The organism is Pseudomonas sp. HP_14 (genome assembly GCF_055283875.1).
Genome location: NZ_JBTOQI010000012.1, coordinates 38,771 through 56,119, shown reverse-complemented (window position 1 = coordinate 56,119; position 17,349 = coordinate 38,771). Strand labels below are relative to the sequence as shown.

General features: G+C 55.0%; 20 protein-coding genes and 1 tRNA gene. 1 reads left to right on the top strand and 20 read right to left on the bottom strand.

The genetic code is table 11. The features are described 5' to 3' along the window. Nucleotides 1-2 precede the first annotated feature (2 nt). The 18 genes from ACYASS_RS11645 to ACYASS_RS11560 all read right to left on the bottom strand — a co-directional run bounded on the left by ACYASS_RS11645 (nucleotide 3) and on the right by ACYASS_RS11560 (nucleotide 15,057). The gene (locus tag ACYASS_RS11645) at nucleotides 3-1,130 is read right to left on the bottom strand and encodes a saccharopine dehydrogenase NADP-binding domain-containing protein (RefSeq protein WP_463586209.1); all 1,128 of its coding nucleotides are present in this window, start codon (nucleotides 1,128-1,130) and stop codon (nucleotides 3-5) included. Between the two features lie 161 nt (nucleotides 1,131-1,291). Beyond that, nucleotides 1,292-1,367 (bottom strand) — tRNA-Lys (locus tag ACYASS_RS11640). A gap of 63 nt (nucleotides 1,368-1,430) precedes the next feature. After that, nucleotides 1,431-2,105: a 7-cyano-7-deazaguanine synthase QueC gene (gene queC, locus ACYASS_RS11635; RefSeq protein WP_463586208.1), complete on the bottom strand. Its 675-nt coding sequence runs from the start codon at nucleotides 2,103-2,105 to the stop codon at nucleotides 1,431-1,433. 16 nt (nucleotides 2,106-2,121) lie between these two features. Continuing rightward, nucleotides 2,122-2,769, bottom strand: a complete 648-nt coding sequence (gene queE / locus ACYASS_RS11630; RefSeq protein ID WP_463586207.1) for a 7-carboxy-7-deazaguanine synthase QueE — start codon at nucleotides 2,767-2,769, stop codon at nucleotides 2,122-2,124. Nucleotides 2,770-2,943: 174 nt separating this feature from the next. Continuing rightward, nucleotides 2,944-3,762 (bottom strand): tol-pal system protein YbgF, encoded by an 819-nt coding sequence (gene ybgF, locus ACYASS_RS11625; RefSeq protein ID WP_122665115.1) that lies wholly within the window; start codon nucleotides 3,760-3,762, stop codon nucleotides 2,944-2,946. Nucleotides 3,763-3,768: 6 nt separating this feature from the next. Next, the gene (pal, locus tag ACYASS_RS11620) at nucleotides 3,769-4,266 is read right to left on the bottom strand and encodes a peptidoglycan-associated lipoprotein Pal (protein WP_087274349.1); all 498 of its coding nucleotides are present in this window, start codon (nucleotides 4,264-4,266) and stop codon (nucleotides 3,769-3,771) included. 57 nt (nucleotides 4,267-4,323) lie between these two features. Further along, nucleotides 4,324-5,574: a Tol-Pal system beta propeller repeat protein TolB gene (tolB, locus tag ACYASS_RS11615; RefSeq protein WP_240350591.1), complete on the bottom strand. Its 1,251-nt coding sequence runs from the start codon at nucleotides 5,572-5,574 to the stop codon at nucleotides 4,324-4,326. 50 nt (nucleotides 5,575-5,624) lie between these two features. Continuing rightward, a complete protein-coding gene (tolA, locus tag ACYASS_RS11610) occupies nucleotides 5,625-6,704 on the bottom strand; it encodes a cell envelope integrity protein TolA (RefSeq protein ID WP_243247920.1) in 1,080 nt (359 codons plus the stop codon). Beyond that, nucleotides 6,704-7,168 carry a protein TolR gene (tolR, locus tag ACYASS_RS11605; RefSeq protein ID WP_032630699.1) on the bottom strand — a complete coding sequence of 155 codons (465 nt, stop codon included), beginning with the start codon at nucleotides 7,166-7,168 and terminating at the stop codon, nucleotides 6,704-6,706. Before tolR ends, tolA begins: the two co-directional genes overlap by 1 nt. A 14-nt stretch (nucleotides 7,169-7,182) precedes the next feature. After that, nucleotides 7,183-7,878 (bottom strand): protein TolQ, encoded by a 696-nt coding sequence (tolQ, locus tag ACYASS_RS11600; protein ID WP_463586206.1) that lies wholly within the window; start codon nucleotides 7,876-7,878, stop codon nucleotides 7,183-7,185. Further along, nucleotides 7,868-8,335 (bottom strand): tol-pal system-associated acyl-CoA thioesterase, encoded by a 468-nt coding sequence (ybgC, locus tag ACYASS_RS11595; RefSeq protein ID WP_243247921.1) that lies wholly within the window; start codon nucleotides 8,333-8,335, stop codon nucleotides 7,868-7,870. Before ybgC ends, tolQ begins: the two co-directional genes overlap by 11 nt. Before the next feature lie 138 nt (nucleotides 8,336-8,473). Then, nucleotides 8,474-9,532 carry a Holliday junction branch migration DNA helicase RuvB gene (ruvB, locus tag ACYASS_RS11590; RefSeq protein WP_463586205.1) on the bottom strand — a complete coding sequence of 353 codons (1,059 nt, stop codon included), beginning with the start codon at nucleotides 9,530-9,532 and terminating at the stop codon, nucleotides 8,474-8,476. Further along, entirely contained in the window at nucleotides 9,533-10,141 is a 609-nt protein-coding gene (ruvA, locus tag ACYASS_RS11585) for a Holliday junction branch migration protein RuvA (protein ID WP_243247922.1), read from the bottom strand. A gap of 144 nt (nucleotides 10,142-10,285) precedes the next feature. After that, nucleotides 10,286-10,810, bottom strand: coding sequence for a crossover junction endodeoxyribonuclease RuvC (ruvC, locus tag ACYASS_RS11580; RefSeq protein WP_027898225.1), 525 nt, complete (start codon nucleotides 10,808-10,810; stop codon nucleotides 10,286-10,288). Between the two features lie 124 nt (nucleotides 10,811-10,934). After that, nucleotides 10,935-11,681 carry a YebC/PmpR family DNA-binding transcriptional regulator gene (locus ACYASS_RS11575; RefSeq protein WP_122665121.1) on the bottom strand — a complete coding sequence of 249 codons (747 nt, stop codon included), beginning with the start codon at nucleotides 11,679-11,681 and terminating at the stop codon, nucleotides 10,935-10,937. Nucleotides 11,682-11,815: 134 nt separating this feature from the next. Beyond that, nucleotides 11,816-13,591: an aspartate--tRNA ligase gene (gene aspS, locus ACYASS_RS11570; RefSeq protein ID WP_027898223.1), complete on the bottom strand. Its 1,776-nt coding sequence runs from the start codon at nucleotides 13,589-13,591 to the stop codon at nucleotides 11,816-11,818. 315 nt (nucleotides 13,592-13,906) lie between these two features. Then, nucleotides 13,907-14,248, bottom strand: coding sequence for a ribbon-helix-helix domain-containing protein (locus tag ACYASS_RS11565; RefSeq protein WP_463586204.1), 342 nt, complete (start codon nucleotides 14,246-14,248; stop codon nucleotides 13,907-13,909). Between the two features lie 335 nt (nucleotides 14,249-14,583). Next, complete coding sequence (locus ACYASS_RS11560; protein ID WP_027898221.1) at nucleotides 14,584-15,057, bottom strand: Dps family protein; 474 nt, start codon at nucleotides 15,055-15,057, stop codon at nucleotides 14,584-14,586. Between the two features lie 376 nt (nucleotides 15,058-15,433). Here ACYASS_RS11560 and ACYASS_RS11555 point away from each other — a divergent pair, with 376 nt between their 5' ends. Beyond that, the gene (locus ACYASS_RS11555; protein ID WP_463586203.1) at nucleotides 15,434-16,036 is read left to right on the top strand and encodes a cold-shock protein; all 603 of its coding nucleotides are present in this window, start codon (nucleotides 15,434-15,436) and stop codon (nucleotides 16,034-16,036) included. Between the two features lie 67 nt (nucleotides 16,037-16,103). Here ACYASS_RS11555 and ACYASS_RS11550 read toward each other — a convergent pair whose 3' ends face one another. Next, complete coding sequence (locus tag ACYASS_RS11550) at nucleotides 16,104-16,310, bottom strand: SlyX family protein (protein WP_243247926.1); 207 nt, start codon at nucleotides 16,308-16,310, stop codon at nucleotides 16,104-16,106. Beyond that, nucleotides 16,307-16,738: an HIT family protein gene (locus tag ACYASS_RS11545; protein WP_463586202.1), complete on the bottom strand. Its 432-nt coding sequence runs from the start codon at nucleotides 16,736-16,738 to the stop codon at nucleotides 16,307-16,309. Before ACYASS_RS11545 ends, ACYASS_RS11550 begins: the two co-directional genes overlap by 4 nt. Nucleotides 16,739-17,349: the final 611 nt, after the last annotated feature.

Sequence of the window (17,349 nt, the reverse complement as noted above, 5' to 3'; positions counted from 1 at the left end):
GATCAAGCCTGCTCGTCTGAGAAGCGAACGGACAGTTGCACATTGTGCAGGTCGTTAATGGCGGCAAGGTACTCGTCAACGCTTATTTCACCCACACAGGGCCGAGCACCTGGCTCCGGACGGTACTGCCGAGCAACTTTCGCCACCAGCGCAACGGCCGCACAACTTGGAATCTCCGGGCCTTTGTCATCAGATGCAGTGAGCTGAGCATTCATCGTGAGGGTTTTGCCGTCCACGCCTGCCCCCTGAACATCGATGTACATCGCACTACGGCCATCCCCGAAGCGTTCAAAGAGCGTTCCCCAACGATGCAGCCGTGCAGCCCAGCGCATACGGTCCTGAACCAACCCCAAGCGCAATGCGGCAGCCAACAGGTAATTGGCTACACCGCCAAGCTTTAGACCTGAGCCGGCTTTGAAACTCAAAGTGTGTGCGCCGTAACGGCTGCCAAAAATATCCATATCCGGCACATCGACGTTAGCCAGCACACGGACACCCAGATGAGGCATTTTGCGCAGCGTCAAATCCTGCCAGCCTGAGACCTCGTGGACCTGCCCGCCCCGAAGCTGTTTGATCGGCTTACCGGCATACGCGAGCACGCCCTCAACAGTCGACAACCCTGGCATTTTCGCCGAGGAAGAGATGCCATGCTCAATGACATCAATACGGCTGAAGCGCTGACGGTACTGATCAATGATGGCCGAGGATAACGTGGGAACGGAGCTACAACCGCTGAGCACGCTTACGCCAGCACGCTTGGCGGCTTCATCCAGAATGTGGATACCATTGACGAAAGCGCGGCAGTCAGCCAGATCACAGTAGTTGACGCCTGCCTCGATACAGGCCTGCGCGACCGCATAGGACTGGCCTTGAAAAGGCCCGCCGGTATGAATGACCCATTGGATATCCAGCGTGCGCAGCACTGAGCCAAACATGGATTCCATGGCATCACCGCACCAACTTTCACAAACAGTTCCTGACTGGCCCTGTAACTCATCAACCTTGTCAGCCAACTTTTCGGCGCTGCGCCCTGCAATCACAAGAACGACTTCGGACATGGCGACCAGGTGTCGGCAGACAATACTGCCAAAATTCCCGTAACCACCAACAACCATGACTCTGAGTGACATTTGCTGCTTCCCTGTCTTCAATGCTGTCCATATCAACAGGATTCAGGTCAGAGCTCACCTGACCTGTCCGTTGCGTCAGGATCATGAGTTTCTTCAACGCAAAAAAAAACCCGAAAATCCTCACTTTCGTGGGCCTTTCGGATTTTTAAAACTGCAAAAAATGGTGGGTCGTGTGGGATTCGAACCTACGACCAATTGGTTAAAAGCCAACTGCTCTACCAACTGAGCTAACGACCCTCTGTTGCGTGGCGCGTATATTACTGATTTATATGAGTAATTCAACACCTAATTTCAATTATTTTAAAAATATCGTGTTGGGTCGCTGATTCCGGCGGCTGCAAAGCCTTCTGCGCGCAAGCGACAGCTGTCGCATTTGCGGCATGCACGGCCCTGATCGTCGGCCTGATAGCAGGAAACGGTAAGGCCGTAATCAACGCCCAGACGCACGCCTGCCTTGACGATATCGGCCTTGCTCAGATTCTGCAGCGGCGCTTGAATAGTGAATCCCTGCCCTTCTACACCGGCCTTGGTGGCGAGGTTGGCCATGCGCTCGAACGACTCGATGAATTCTGGTCGGCAATCCGGGTATCCCGAATAGTCCACCGCATTGACGCCGATGAAGATGTCACGCGCACCGAGCACTTCTGCCCAGCCCAAAGCCAGCGACAGAAATACCGTGTTGCGCGCGGGCACATAAGTCACCGGAATGCCTTCGCCCGGAGTTTCAGGAACAGCAATGGAATCATCGGTCAGCGCCGAGCCACCAATGCCATTGAGATTCAGGCCAATGACCTTGTGCTCAATCACGCCCAGATCGCGCGCAACACGCGCTGCCGCATCGAGTTCGGCGCGATGACGCTGGCCATAATCAAAACTCATGGTGTAACAGGTGTAGCCCTGCTCACGCGCCATCGCGACGACAGTGGCCGAGTCGAGGCCGCCAGACAGGAGGATTACCGCTCTTTTTTCAGTCATGGTTGGTTCACTCATCTCAGCGCCCTGGTTCATCGTTCCAGAGAAATTTATGCAGCTGCATTTGCAGGCGTACAGGCAGGTTGTCGGCGACGATCCAGTCCGCCAGGTCTCGGGCATTCAGTTGGTGATGGCTAGGCGAAAACAACACCTCACCGACGCGACGCTCCAGACCGTACTGAATAAGCTTGGAGACCGCCCAGTCGTAGTCTTCGCGGGAGCAAAGCACAAACTTGACCTGATCGTTAGGCGTCAACAGCTCGATATTCTCGTAGCGGTTGCGGGTGACTTCCATGGAACCTGGCGTTTTCAGGTCCACAACGCGGCTGACGCGCGGATCGACCGCCGAAATATCCAGCGCACCGCTGGTCTCCAGCGACACCTCATAGCCCGCATCACAGAGACGCTTGAGCAACGGGATGGCATTGGGCTGAGCCAGCGGCTCGCCGCCAGTCACACAGACGTAGCGCGGGCGATAATCAGCCACTTGGCCGAGGATGTCGTCCAGGGTCTGAATCGTGCCGCCAGTGAACGCGTAGGCGCTGTCGCAATACTGGCAACGAAGCGGACAGCCCGTCAGCCGGACAAAAACAGTGGGCAAGCCCGCTGTGCGAGTCTCACCCTGCAACGAGTAAAAGACTTCGGTGATGCGTAACGTTTCTTGCATATGGGCCACGGGCGTAACAGCTAAACAGGCCGTCCGCCTCCGTCAGGCACTTCAAAGCACCCTGCAATCGCAGAATCCAGAGAAGCGTATTTAAAAGTACCGAAAAATCGGGTGCCGAATTCTAACGAAAAAAGCCGCGACAAGCGCGGCTTTCTTGAATTTCGGGTCAGAACCTTAAAGGCGCTGAAGATCCCGTTGTGCCAGCTGAGCGGCTGAGGTGCCCGGATATTGCGCTACAACCTGCTGCAAAATGCCTTTCACCTTGTCGGTATTACCGAGGCGGCGCTCGACATCAGCAAGCTTGTACAGCGAATCAGGCACTTTGGCGTGTTTTGGATAAAGCTGGCTGACCTTGGCAAAAGCCTGACCCGCGCCTTGCAGATCACCTTTGGCCAGATTCACCTCACCCAGCCAATACTGGGCGTTGCCCGCGTAGGTGCTGTTTGGGTATTTGCGAAGGAAAGCGCCGAAAGCCTGGCTGGCTTTGTCGAAATCCTTGGCTTTGATCAGGTCGAAGGCTGCTTCGTAATAAAGCTTCTCCTTCGCAGGATCCGGGGGTTCAGTACCAGCAGACGGCGCTTGCGCGGCCGGTGCTGCTGGAGTCCCGCTGGCGTTGATATCGCCACCAGCCGGTTGAGAATTATTGGAAGCCGCTGCGGCTGCGCCGCCTGCTCCTATGCGTGAATCCAGATCCTGATATCGCTCAAGCGCTTCTTGCTTCATGCGCTGGATATCGTTTTGCTGGACCTCGACCATACCGCGCAACCGCGCGATTTCGTCCTGCATCTGTTGCAACTGCATGAACAGCTGACCTTGTGCCGAGGGTTGGGCCGTAACCCCTCCCCCGGCATAGGCGCCAGACGTGCCATAACCAGCTGGCGGATAACTGCTGCTGCCAGAGCCAGAATTGTTATCGACCACAGGAACCGCACCCCACGCAGCAAGTGGAAGGGTGAGGGCCAAAACGGTTAGAGCACGTCGGCACGTTCGCATGTCAAATTACTTACGCAGTTCGACGCGACGGTTTTGAGCCCAGGACTGCTCGTCGTTGCCGGTAGCAACTGGACGCTCTTCGCCGTAGGAAACCAGTTCCAGCTGAGCTGGGGAAACACCTTGCAGAACCAGGTAGCGTTGAACGGCTTTCGCACGACGCTCGCCCAGTGCCATGTTGTACTCACGAGTACCACGTTCGTCGGTGTTGCCTTCCAGAACTACGCGAGCGCCGTTGGCTTTCAGGTCCTTGGCGTGTACGTCCAGAGCGCGCAGGGCTTCTGGTTTCAGGTCCGAACTGTCGTATTCGAAGTAGAAGGTGGTGATTGCGCGCAGAGCAGCTTCTTCGCTCAGGCTGCCATCAACGGCACCAGTGTTTGCGCCGTAACCAGCGTTAGGATCAACAGCGCCTTCGCCAGCGTTGTCGCCGCCTTTGGAAGAGCAACCTACAGCTACAGCCATGGCCAGAGCCAGCGCAGCAAATTTACCAAACTTCAGCATTTCCATCGTGAAACTCCTAATGAACCCCAGTGTGTTAAGCAAATCTTTTTGTGTAGCGCCGCGTCAGTTCAGGTAAGGGGACCAGGACGGTTCTCTGACTTCGCCTTGAGCGGTAGGAAGCGGGAGCCTTACGCGTCCATTAATGGACACGAGCATCAAGACTCCCCGGCCCTGCTGGCGGGTGGCGTAGATTACCATGGTGCCGTTGGGCGCAACAGTAGGCGACTCATCAAGGTTGCTATCTGTGAGGATTTTTACACTTCCGCGCGCCAAATCCTGAACAGCAACCTTGAAATTAGTGAAGCCGTCCTGCCGGTGAATCATTACCAGCGTCTTTTCATCGGCTGACAATTTCGGGTTGGCGTTGTAGTTGCCGACGAAAGTTACACGTTCAGCACCACCACCATTGATATTTGTTTTGTAAATCTGCGGCTTGCCGCCACGGTCCGACGTGAAGTAAAGCGTCGAGCCATCTTTACCGAAGAACGGTTCGGTATCAATAGACGAATCGTTCGTTACGCGACTCAACTGACGCGAAGCCAGATTCATCACATAAACTTCCGGGTTACCGTCCTTCGACAACACGAAAGCCAGCTTGGTGCCATCAGGTGACCAGGCAGGCGCGCCATTCAGGCCTTCAAAGTTGGTGATCTGCTCGCGGCGACCGGTATCGATGTGCTGAACGAAGATGCGCGGACGCTTCTGCTCAAACGATACATAGGCAATACGCTTGCCATCGGGTGCGAAGCGCGGCGACAGGATCGGCTCACGAGATTGCAACAGGGTCACTGCACGAGCACCGTCGTAGTCCGAACGCTGCAACGTGAAGCGGGTGTTGTTCTCGGAGAAGCGCTCGGCAGTCACGTACAGCATACGGGTGGAGAAAGCGCCCTTGATGCCGGTCAGTTTCTCGAACGACTGATCCGCAATGTAGTGCGACATGTCGCGCAATTGATCAGTAGTACCCGACACGTTGCCGGTCAGTACCTGCTGCTCGGTCGCCACGTTGAACAGTGCATATTGCACCTGCAGACGACCGCCTGCAGGAACGATATTACCGACCATCACGTATTGCGCACCCAGTGCTTTCCAGTCACGGAAGATGACTTCGCTGGCCTGGCTTGGCTGGCTGATCATGTTCTGACGCGCGATCGGGGCGTAGTAGCCCGAATTGCGCAGGTCATTGCCGATGATTTCCGACATGTCCTCTGGCAACACGTTGCCGCCCTGCCAGCCAAAAGGCACAACAGCAATAGGCGTTGCACGGTCACTGCCGCTGGTGACCAGAATGTTCTTCTCTTCTGCACTGACCATGCCGGCCGCACAACAGAGAACGACTACTAGTAGTCCTCGAAAAAGCTTGATCACAAGGCTAGATCTCCAGGTGTAAATGTCATCTTGAATGAACGATAGGGAGCGAAGTCCGCGGCCTTCATACCCTGCATTTCTGTCAAGCGGCCAATGTTCTTGACTGCTGCGACTGCTGAACTGTCAAACGGCCCGTCTCCGCTGGATTTGGCAACCGATACCGAGGCAATAGTGCCGTCCGGCAACATACCAATCTGCAGCGTAACGGACATGTTGTTACGTGCTGATGGTGGTCGACTCCAGCCCTCGGAGGCACGAACACGAATCAGATCGTCGAAACTACCCGCGACTTCGTCACCCTGCTCATCCGCCAACGCCTGTTGCCGTTCCGGTTTATCGGAAAGCAGGTCAGCCAAGGCCTGAGCCTTTTTGTCTTCAGCAGATTTGCGCGCTGCTTCCTGCGCCTTCTTGGCAGCATCGGCAGTGGCTTTCTTCTTCGCGTCGTCAGCTGCTTTCTTTTTAGCGTCTTCGGCAGCCTTTTTCTTGGCATCCTCAGCCGCTTTTTTCTTCGCATCGTCGGCAGCCTGCTTCTTGGCTTCCTCGGCTGCAGCTTTCTTGGCGTCTTCCTCGGCCTTTTTCTTGGCGTCGTCTTCAGCTTTTTTCTTGGCTATATCGGCCAGCTGTTTTTCTTCAGCTTTTTTGGCATCAGCCTTCTTGGCTTCATCAGCTTTCTTCGCTTCGTCGGCCTTTTTTGCCTCGGCCGCTTTCTGCGCTGCTTCTTCAGCCTTCTGTTCTTCCGCTTTTTGAGCAGCCTCTTCTTTCTTTTGTTCCGCAGCTTTTACAGCTTCCTGCTTTTCCTGCTCGACTTTCTTCTGTTCCAACTGCTCGACTTCGGTTTGTCGAGCAGCGGTCTTCTTCGCCTCGCCAGCAATTTTCTGGTTGGTCTGGGTCGTCGCCTGACTCTTGGATTTGAGCTGGTACAGGGTGGCCTGCACGATAGGCTTGGATTCGGGCAATTCCGGAGTCATGGCAAAGCTGACAAACAGCAAACCAAAAATCAGGACGTGCAACGCCACGGCCCAGACACTAGGCCAGAAATAATTCTCCGAGGCGGACGGCTCTCGAATTGGCTGCATCAGGGGGCCTCAGTAATCAAGCCGACATTCCCGACCCCGGCTTTCTGCAGCCCACCCATGGTGCCCATGACCGAACCGTAATCAACGGTTTTGTCGCCACGAATGAAAACCTGCGTCTGCTTGCCAGCTTCACGGCCAGCGGCAACGATTTTGGTCACGGCAGAGGTCAACTGCGGCAAGGTCATTGCCTTGTCCATCTGCTTGTCGGTGTCGACTTCGCTGCCAAGATTCCAGTAGTAGGTCTTGTCAGCCTTGATCGAAATGGTCAGGACCTGATTGTTGTTGTCTTGCGGCAAAGCCTCGCTGGAGACTTTGGGCAAATCCACTTTCACGCCCTGATTGATCATGGGAGCGGTGACCATAAAAATGACCAGCAGCACCAACATCACGTCGATGTAAGGCACTACGTTCATTTCGGCGACCGGCTTGCGTTTTCTGCGGCGATCTCGAGCGATTAAAGCCATTGGGAATTACCTGCTCACTCTTCGCTGGTGTGCACTTTACGGTGCAGGATGGCCTGGAACTCATCGGCGAAGGTGTAGTAACGGCTGATCAAGGTCTCGCTGCGAGCGGCGAAACGGTTGTAAGCGATTACTGCAGGGATCGCCGCGAACAGGCCAATGGCTGTTGCGATCAGTGCTTCGGCAATACCGGGCGCAACAGTGGCGAGTGTCGCCTGTTGTGCTGTGGCCAGACCGCGGAAGGAGTTCATGATCCCCCATACGGTACCGAACAGCCCGATGTACGGGCTGGTGGAACCGACGGTTGCTAGGAACGGCAGACCCGCTTCCAGTTTTTCTTCTTCGCGGGAAATAGCTACGCGCATGGCACGGGCTACACCTTCCATCACAGCATCAGGGTCCACGCCAGCCTGCTGACGCAGACGGGAGAATTCCTTGAAGCCAGCACGGAAAATCTGCTCAACGCCTGAGTCCGGATCCGGATTGCTGCCCGCCTGACGATACAGCTTGGACAGATCGATACCGGACCAGAAACGCTCCTCGAAGCTATCCAGTGCCCGGCGTCCGGCGCGCAGCATATTGCCGCGCTGAAAAATCATGACCCACGAGGCGACTGAAGCAGCCACCAGGATCAGCATGACTAACTGAACGACAATGCTGGCATTACTGACCAAACTCCACATGGAGGAATGGTCGACGACGTTAGCTTCCACGCTTGCTCTCCTGCTCTGTATGTGTGCCCGCGCCGCTCTGGTCGGCAAAGGCCGTACGCAAAGCTTCGGGAATGGCCCGGGGTTTCAAACTATCGGCGTTTACACACGCCACCAAAAACTGCCCCTCACAGAGCAGCGTTGCATCCGCAGCCCGCCTGACCTCTTGTTTGAAGCGCAGGCTGACACGGTTCAATTCGATTACTTCAGCGCTGACCAGCAGTTCGTCATCCAGTCGCGCCGGCTTGTGATAACGAGCCTCGCTGGAATGCACAACAAACAACAGACCTTCCTTCGCCATTGAGGATTGGGCGAACCCCAAATCCCGCAGCCGCTCGGTACGAGCCCGCTCCATAAATTTCAGATAATTGACGTAGTAGACGATGCCGCCTGCATCGGTGTCCTCGTAATAAACGCGACAACGATGTGCGAACGACTGAACCCCGTTTTGCGCGCGCATACTCTAGTGCTTACTCCTCAGGTTGCCAATCCGCCACGGCAACTGTTTTTCAACGTTTTACCGGTTATTTCGTGTCGACCTGACGCAGCTGCCAGTCTGACCGCGCAAACCCCGAATAAATCAGTGTTTTGCGCTTTTTTAAATGTCTTCATCTGCAACAAATTGTTCGGCACCTGGCATCTCCCCCATTCGGGAAGGAATGTTCAGACCGAAGTGCAAATAGGCATGCCGGGTCACGACCCGTCCACGTGGTGTGCGCATGATATAGCCTTGCTGGATTAAATAGGGCTCCAGCACGTCTTCAATGGTATGGCGTTCTTCGCTGATCGCAGCAGCCAGACTGTCGACACCCACAGGACCGCCGTCAAACTTTTCGATCATGGTCAACAGCAAACGCCGGTCTTGATGATCGAAGCCGCGCTCGTCGACATCGAGCAGATTGAGCGCCAGATCAGCGATAGGCTTGGTAATCTCGCCTTTACCGCGTACTTCGGCAAAATCCCTCACCCTGCGCAACAGGCGATTGGCGATCCGCGGCGTGCCACGCGCCCGGCGAGCAATCTCAAATGCACCCTCCGGTTCAATGGGCAGCCCCAGAATACCTGCGGAGCGGGACACGATAGTTGCCAGATCCGAGATGCCGTAGAACTCCAGACGCTGCACGATACCGAAACGGTCACGCAACGGATTCGTCAGCATGCCTGCCCGGGTGGTTGCACCAACCAGGGTAAACGGCGGCAGATCAAGCTTGATCGAGCGAGCCGCAGGCCCTTCACCGATCATGATATCGAGCTGGAAATCCTCCATCGCCGGGTAAAGGACTTCTTCAACGATAGGCGACAGCCGGTGAATCTCGTCGATGAAGAGAACATCGTTAGGTTCAAGATTGGTCAGAATCGCCGCAAGATCGCCTGGCCGCTCCAGTACAGGGCCTGACGTGCTCTTGATTGAAACCGACATTTCCTGGGCAATGATATTGGCCAATGTGGTCTTGCCCAAACCGGGCGGGCCGAAGATCAGCGTGTGGTCGAGCGCTTCGTTACGTCCGCGCGCGGCCTGGATAAACAACTCCATCTGCTCGCGCACCGTCGGCTGACCAATATAGTCGGCAAGGCTTAGTGGACGAATCGCGCGATCAATCTGTTCATCACGATCACGGCCGCCACTGGCGGTTATCAGGCGGTCAGCATCAATCACTTAAGCCATTCCCTTCAAGGCACGTCGAATCAAATCTGCGCTGCTCAAGTCTTTTTCCTTGATAGCGGAAACCGCTTTGCTCGCTTCCTGAGGCTTGTAGCCCAGGGAAATAAGCGCGCTGACCGCATCGTTCTCAGCTGTCGCGACAGGCTCCGGCGCATTTGGCCCGCTGGACACCAGCGCAAAAGTCCCAGGCAAGGTTTCCCAGGCCTTGAAGCGGTCCTTCAGCTCAACGAGCAGGCGCTCGGCAGTCTTTTTACCTACGCCCGGAATACGGGTCAAAGCAGAAGTGTCCTGAGCCTGAACGCAACGTACCAACTCATCGACTTCCAGACCAGACATCAAGGCCAGCGCCAGTTTCGGCCCCACACCATTCAGGCGTATCAACTCCCGAAACAGCTCGCGCTCACGCTTTTCATAAAAACCATACAGCAGGTGTGCATCCTCGCGGACCACAAGGTGAGTATGCAGCGTCACCGGCTCGCCGACATGCGGCAAGCGGTAGAGCGTGGTCATGGGGACCTCGATCTCATAACCGACACCGTTCACATCAAGCACCAGATGCGGCGGCTGTTTCTCAGCCAAAAAGCCGCGTAAGCGTCCAATCACGTATCAAATCCTTTCGTATTGTCGGCCAGACCACGTGACCAACGCGAAACAGTGTTCGCAATCATTGCAGGCATGACACAGCCTGCAAGCAGAAATGTTAAAGCAGATGATGCTAACAGAGACACAGCCCCACTATCGCAAGCATTAGAGACGCAGGCGACCACCGCGACTGCGAGCCGTGTTCAGGCCGTGAGGAATCAGGCTTGAACGCGTGTGCGCATGGCACAGGGCGATCGCCAGGGCATCCGAAGCGTCGATTTGCGGCTTCTGGGTCAACTTGAGCAAATGCATGACCATCATCATCACTTGCTCTTTATTCGCCCCCCCGGTGCCAGCGACAGCTTGCTTGACCTGAGTCGCCGAATACTCGGCAATCTCCAGCCCCTCTTCGGCCCCCGCAACAATCGCAGCGCCTCGTGCCTGGCCCAGCTTCAAGGCCGAGTCAGCGTTACGCGCCATAAAAACCTTTTCAATGCCCATGGTCACGGGACCGTAGGTCTGAATGACTTCCCTCACCCCGCGAAACACAATCTGCAAGCGCTCATGCAGCTCGCCACTGCCGGTGCGAATACAGCCCGACGCCACGTAAACACAGCCACGCCCGGTATCTCTTACCACGCCATAACCAGTGATTCGGGAGCCGGGGTCTATACCAAGAATAAGAGTCATAAAGCCTGCAGCTTGAGAGGTGATACTCAGCGAAGATCGCAGCATAAAGGCAGAAGCCGAAGGCCGATAGCGATGTCAGTACATCGCCACCGGCCTCCGGCCCCTTTTGTCCTGCAGAAATCTGTCAGCCCAACTGTTCCATGACTTCGTCCGGAATTTCCGCATTGGAATAGACGTTCTGTACGTCATCCAGGTCTTCGAGCATGTCGATCAGCTTGAGCACCTTTTCTGCTGTTTCCAGATCAAGTACCGCGCTGGTCGTCGGCAACATCACGATTTCAGCGTCCGTAGCGTTGAAGCCAGCAGCTTCAATAACATTGCGAACCGCGTAAAAACTGGAAAACGAGGTAAAGACATCAATGCTACCGTCGTCATTGGTGACGATATCATCGGCGTCAGCTTCCATTGCAGCTTCGGTCAGAGAGTCTTCATCAACACCGGCCGCAAACGAGATCTGACCTTTACGATCAAACAGGTACGCGACAGAACCATCTGTACCCAAGTTGCCGCCACACTTGGTGAACGCATGACGCACGGCTGCCGCAGTGCGATTACGGTTGTCAGTCATGGTCTCAACCATGATCGCAACGCCACCCGGGCCGTAGCCTTCGTAGCCGAGCTCTTCGACATCGTCACCATCTGCTGCACCGGTGCCACGAGCCACCGCGCGGTCAATGGTGTCACGGGTCATGTTTGCACCAAGGGCCTTGTCCAGCGCCAGACGCAGACGTGGGTTGGAGCCGGGATCGCCACCGCCCTGACGGGCCGCAACAGTCAGTTCACGGATCCACTTGGTAAAAATCTTGCCCTTCTTGGCATCCTGACGCTCTTTGCGGTGCTTGATGTTCGCCCACTTAGAATGACCTGCCATATCTCGCTCCAGATTCTTTTTCAAACACCTTCGCCTTTCGCCCATCGATAGACCGGCAAAAGGATTTACTTGATCAGGGGTACAGCCATGCGGAACGCGCTCCCACCAGATGGAGGAACGCGCCCCTGCGAGCGTTACTCAGCCTTTGGCTGTTCACGCAAGCGGATGTGCAGTTCACGCAAGGCCTTGGCATCCACAACGCCAGGTGCCTGGGTCATGACGTCAGCAGCGCTCTGGGTTTTCGGGAAGGCGATCACTTCACGAATAGACTGGGCGCCGGTCATCAGCATGACCAGACGATCCAGACCGAACGCCAGACCACCGTGCGGTGGTGCGCCGTACTTCAGGGCGTCGAGCAGGAAGCCGAACTTCTCCTGCTGCTCGTCTTCAGCGATACCCAGCAGACGGAACACCGCCTGTTGCATTTCCTTGCGATGGATACGGATCGAACCGCCACCCAGCTCGGTGCCGTTGAGTACCATGTCGTAGGCACGGGACAGAGCGGTTGCCGGGTTGGCCTCCAGTTCTTCCGGAGTGCACTTCGGCGCGGTGAACGGGTGGTGCAATGCAGTAAAGCTGCCGTCGTCGTTCTCTTCGAACATCGGGAAGTCAACAACCCACATCGGCGCCCACTCGCAGGTGTGCAGCTTGAAGTCGTTGCCGACCTTGATGCGCAGCGCGCCCAGGGCCTCGCTGACGATCTTGGCTTTGTCCGCGCCGAAGAACACGATATCGCCATCCACCGCGCCAACACGATCCAGGATCACGTTGAGGTTGGCTTCCGGGATGTTCTTCACGATTGGCGACTGCAAGCCTTCAACACCCGCAGCGCGCTCGTTGACCTTGATGTACGCCAGGCCTTTGGCACCGTAGATGCTGACGAACTTGGTGTAATCGTCGATCTGCTTGCGCGGAATGCTCGCCCCGCCCGGAACTCGCAGCGCGGCAATACGGCATTTCGGATCGTTGGCCGGACCGCTGAACACCTTGAAATCAACTTCTTTGAGTTGGTCGGCAACGTCAACCAGCTCCAGCGGGTTACGCAGGTCTGGCTTGTCTGAACCGTAGCGGCGCATGGCTTCTTCGAAAGTCATGTGCGGGAAATCACCGAACTCCAGATCCAGTACTTCCTTGAACAACTGACGAATCATCTTCTCGGTCAGGCCGATGATGTCTTCTTCATTAAGGAAGCTCGTTTCGATGTCGATCTGGGTGAATTCAGGCTGACGGTCGGCTCGCAGGTCTTCGTCGCGGAAGCATTTGGCGATCTGGTAGTAACGGTCAAAACCGGCAACCATCAGCAGCTGCTTGAACAACTGCGGGGATTGCGGCAGGGCAAAGAAGCTGCCTGGGTGTGTGCGGCTAGGTACCAGATAGTCGCGAGCGCCTTCCGGGGTAGCACGCGTCAGGATTGGCGTCTCAACGTCGAGAAAGCCGTTGTCATCCAGATAGCGACGAATGCTGGTAGTGATGCGCGAACGCAGACGCAGCTTCTCGGCCATTTCCGGACGACGCAGGTCAATGAAGCGATAGCGCAGGCGGGTTTCTTCGCCCACATCGGAATATTCGTTGAGCGGGAACGGCGGAGTTTCCGACTCGTTCAGTACTTCCAGTTCATAACCGAGCACTTCGATGGCGCCGGATGCCATGTTGGTGTTTACGGCACCCGCCGGACGAGCACGCACCTTACCGGTGAGCTTGACGACGTATTCGCTACGAACGCGGTCTGCAGCAGCAAAGGTGTCCGCACGATCAGGGTCAAACACCACCTGAGCCATACCTTCACGATCACGAATATCGAGGAAAATCACACCCCCGTGGTCGCGACGGCGGTGGACCCATCCGCAAAGTGTAATTTCCTGACCTTCCAGGCTCTCGTTCAATTGGCCGCAATAATGGCTGCGCATCATGATGGTCTGTTCACTTCTCGTAATTCGAAATTCGGTGGAGCTTTCGCTCTTGGCTTGCGCTCAATAGTGCAAGAGCCCAGGCACGCGTTCAAGCCATCGGCCCGTCGCTGCGCACTGCAGGCGCAGACGTGCCCGTTTCTAGCAAGGCCGAGGATTATATAGCGTTAATCACGACCGTGCAGCCGCGTAAACCGAACAGATCAAGATAACCTCGCTACGACTGGCAGCACCGGGCACCGCAACCACCAGAGCAAGCTTCAAGGCAGGCCCGCCAAAAAAAAGCGAGCCCGCAGAAAATTGGAGATACCTGCGGCGTTATGCCTGCTTCAGATCCATGCTGTCACCTTTTAGCAGATGGGCAACACAGACGACCCTGATGAGACCGCTGAAGTTTTTCACCCCGCCGTAGCGCAAATGCACTTCTCTGTCGATATAAGAAAGCACCGCATTGACAGAACAGTTGTTGGATCTGGCTATGGTTGAGAGGATATTCCAGTAAACATTTTCAAGTCGCAAACAGGTTGCCAGGCCATTAAGCCGTACTGACTTGGAGTGCGGCTGAGCCAGAGCCATGTTGAAATCTTCGACAAACGGATCATTACAAATTTTCGCGTGACGCTTCAGGTCTTTTACGTCGCATTCGACCTCTCGAACCATAACGGCTTCCTCTAAACAATAAATTCGGGTTCCTTGAGAAACATTTAAATATAAATAAATGCCTGCCTATCAGGCCCGATTTATGTGTTGATAACCAGCCGCATTAATACTTAAAGCATGTAGGACATCACTACAAACCACAGAGGAATAATGAATAACTTCGACGAGAAGACACGAACTTTACGCAAGAGCAATAAATAGTTATAGCACTTTCAAGAATTCAGGCATTTCGGATGACAAACGCATCACAATCGTTAACGAAGCAGTAAAAACGGGAACATCAGCCTGCGAGGGTGAGACAGGCGAGCGGCGCCATGCGCCACTCGCCTGATCTATTACTTTGTTTCAAGCATGGAGCGAAGCATCCACGCCGTTTTTTCATGAACCTGCATTCTCTGAGTCAGCAGGTCTGCAGTCGGCTCATCACTAACCTTATCCAGAAGAGGAAAAAGACTACGCGCAGTGCGTACTACGGCCTCTTGTCCTTGCACCAGACTTCTGATCATATCTTCAGCACCCGGCACCCCCTCTTCTTCTTTGATCGAAGAAAGACGGGCATATGTTGTATAAGTGCCCGGAGCCGGGAAGCCCAGCGCACGAATACGTTCGGCAATGGAATCAACCGCCAGGGCCAACTCGTTGTACTGCTCTTCGAACATCAGATGCAGCGTACGAAACATCGGCCCACTGACGTTCCAGTGAAAGTTATGAGTCTTCAGATAAAGAACGTAAGTATCTGCGAGCAAATGAGAAAGACCATCGACGATTGACTTGCGATTCTCTTCGCTGATACCGATATCGATTGCCATGTATTTCCCCTTTCAATTGGTGATTTTAATCCAGCAGGTACAGCAGCCACTGTACCAAGACAGGAGACGAGACGCAGCCCTGTAGTGCAAATACCTGCGCTCCGGCCGGGAGAGGCCGGGGCACCAAATGAGAACGACTGACACCGCCCGTCGCTTTGTGTCGCTCAGGGCTGTCTGTGTGCGATGTAACGCAAGCTGTTGATTTGAGTAGCCCTGAGCTTTGCTGTTAAATACACCGCGTGTCTCGGCATCTGACTGATCGGGCTGCTGTGCATAGGCTGAAAGATCACTCGTGCCTCACGCCTTCACTTTTCTAGAAGCGTACCGGGTGCCTTCAGCTATTTCCTTGTGATCCATCTTAATGTGAGTTATCGAAATGTTGAAAATAGTCCACCTGCTAACGGGAGCCGCAGCCCTGCTGCTTTCCTTTATCCCCAGCCTGCGTAGCGAAGCATTGTCTTCTCTATTGCAACCCGATGCGCTTTATCTGGCATTCTTCGGCTTGCTGAATCTTGTCCTGGCACCCGTGATCCCCTACTGGAACAGAGGACCACGTCATCACCTGCAAAATCTGGTCAGCGCACTACTTGTCCTTGCTGTTGTTCTTCAAATCCTGACCTTGCTTGTACCGCTGGAAACCATTGCTGGTCAGCCAGCCATCATCGCAGCGCTCAGCGCCGCCCTCATAGCGGTTGCCCTGCACCTGGCCGTCAGTTTTTACCGGTCCTCTCCTTCACCCGTTGCGCAAAGCCACGACATGACCAACCGCGATACAGGTACCGTAAAGTGGTTTAACACGTCCAAAGGCTTCGGCTTTATTTCGCGCGACTCCGGCGACGATATATTCGTGCATTTCCGGGCCATTCGTGGCGAAGGCCACCGAGTGTTGGTCGAAGGTCAACGCGTAGAATTTTCGGTCATGAATCGCGACAAGGGGCTTCAGGCAGAGGATGTGATTGCCGCCTTGCCACGCCGCTGATTTTACCGCAGTACAAAAAACGGCCTTCTATATAAATAGAAGGCCGTTTTTTTATGCCACATGAAACTCAATAATGTGGCGGCGGCGCGTCCTCGCCGAAGATTTCGAATTGACTGCCCATCTCTTCCTGACGCTTGAGCATGGCTGCCATCTGCTGCTGCAAGCGGTCCAGTGCCCGCTGCTGGGTAACAAGTACGTCATTAAGCGCCTGAATCGTATCGTCCTGAAAAGCCAGTCGACTCTCCAGATCGGTTACTCGTGCTTCAAGAGTCATGATGACTGCTCCGCAAAGGTGAAATTGCTGACCAGCACCTTTCGCAGATCATCCCTGATCAGCGAGAACTCCTGAGCGTTATAAGGCTGAGCAGGATGCTTGCCCCACACCGGCGCCGGCCACGCGATGTCGGTTTTTCGCCGCACGATGACATGCATGTGAAGCTGGCTGACGACATTACCGAGGGCGGCCACGTTGAGCTTATCAGCGTTGAACAGCTCCTTGAGCAGTTCAGAGAAGGCAGTAGTCTCTGTCCACAACTGCAACTGATCGCTGGCATCCAGCTGGAAAACTTCGGAAATATCAGGGCGTCGCGGCACCAGAATGAACCAGGGGTAATTTGAATCATTGGACAAGAGCAGCCGGCACAACGGGAAATCGCCAATGACCAATGCATCTTCTTGCAAGCGTGAATCCAGAACGAACACGATATAACTCCTGGTCTACAGGTGAGCATTTGCACAGACTTGTATTTTTAATACCGTCGCGCACTACCTGGCAGGATACTCGGGAACAACCACAACTTCACGGGTTTACCTTCTTGTGACCGGTTTACTGCGTGATGATTCGCGCGCCCTCCCCCGAGCTTGCGCCCGGCGACCGCGCACCATTAAGCATCGGTCGACGTTCCTGACGCCCCATTCATGCACAACACTTCACGAGCCATCATTATGACACCTGTTACATATCCCTACAGATATGCAACCGATAACACCGCACTGGAGCCCCCAAAAAAGCAATACGTCATATAAATGAAACGAACCGACGCTACACCTTATTTACCAGCCGCGCCCAAGGCCCACCGTAATGCACGAGGAACTGCCAACGCACCAAAACGACCCACCTCGCACCCACAAACCCACCGTTAACGCCTGGGCTACTCAAATTGCACCTTCACAGGTAACGCGACCGACGACCAAGCCCTCGGTCAGGACGGCAAGAGCTCGCAACCTCAAAAAAATAATTTTATTTTTTATGTTCAAATTCAGCATGTTAGAGAGCATTTCGAAGGTGAATGCTAATTTTTTCACATTTTTTT

Excerpts from the sequence above, each read along its gene's own strand:
- ACYASS_RS11645 (WP_463586209.1), bottom strand. The coding sequence starts at position 1,130 with ATGTCACTCAGAGTCATGGTTGTTGGTGGTTACGGGAATTTTGGCAGT.
- queC (WP_463586208.1), bottom strand. The coding sequence starts at position 2,105 with ATGACTGAAAAAAGAGCGGTAATCCTCCTGTCTGGCGGCCTCGACTCG.
- queE (WP_463586207.1), bottom strand. The coding sequence starts at position 2,769 with ATGCAAGAAACGTTACGCATCACCGAAGTCTTTTACTCGTTGCAGGGT.
- ybgF (WP_122665115.1), bottom strand. The coding sequence starts at position 3,762 with ATGCGAACGTGCCGACGTGCTCTAACCGTTTTGGCCCTCACCCTTCCA.
- pal (WP_087274349.1), bottom strand. The coding sequence starts at position 4,266 with ATGGAAATGCTGAAGTTTGGTAAATTTGCTGCGCTGGCTCTGGCCATG.
- tolB (WP_240350591.1), bottom strand. The coding sequence starts at position 5,574 with ATGGTCAGTGCAGAAGAGAAGAACATTCTGGTCACCAGCGGCAGTGAC.
- tolA (WP_243247920.1), bottom strand. The coding sequence starts at position 6,704 with ATGCAGCCAATTCGAGAGCCGTCCGCCTCGGAGAATTATTTCTGGCCT.
- tolR (WP_032630699.1), bottom strand. The coding sequence starts at position 7,168 with ATGGCTTTAATCGCTCGAGATCGCCGCAGAAAACGCAAGCCGGTCGCC.
- ybgC (WP_243247921.1), bottom strand. The coding sequence starts at position 8,335 with ATGCGCGCGCAAAACGGGGTTCAGTCGTTCGCACATCGTTGTCGCGTT.
- ruvC (WP_027898225.1), bottom strand. The coding sequence starts at position 10,810 with ATGACTCTTATTCTTGGTATAGACCCCGGCTCCCGAATCACTGGTTAT.
- ACYASS_RS11575 (WP_122665121.1), bottom strand. The coding sequence starts at position 11,681 with ATGGCAGGTCATTCTAAGTGGGCGAACATCAAGCACCGCAAAGAGCGT.
- aspS (WP_027898223.1), bottom strand. The coding sequence starts at position 13,591 with ATGATGCGCAGCCATTATTGCGGCCAATTGAACGAGAGCCTGGAAGGT.
- ACYASS_RS11565 (WP_463586204.1), bottom strand. The coding sequence starts at position 14,248 with ATGGTTCGAGAGGTCGAATGCGACGTAAAAGACCTGAAGCGTCACGCG.
- ACYASS_RS11560 (WP_027898221.1), bottom strand. The coding sequence starts at position 15,057 with ATGGCAATCGATATCGGTATCAGCGAAGAGAATCGCAAGTCAATCGTC.
- ACYASS_RS11555 (WP_463586203.1), top strand. The coding sequence starts at position 15,434 with ATGTTGAAAATAGTCCACCTGCTAACGGGAGCCGCAGCCCTGCTGCTT.
- ACYASS_RS11550 (WP_243247926.1), bottom strand. The coding sequence starts at position 16,310 with ATGACTCTTGAAGCACGAGTAACCGATCTGGAGAGTCGACTGGCTTTT.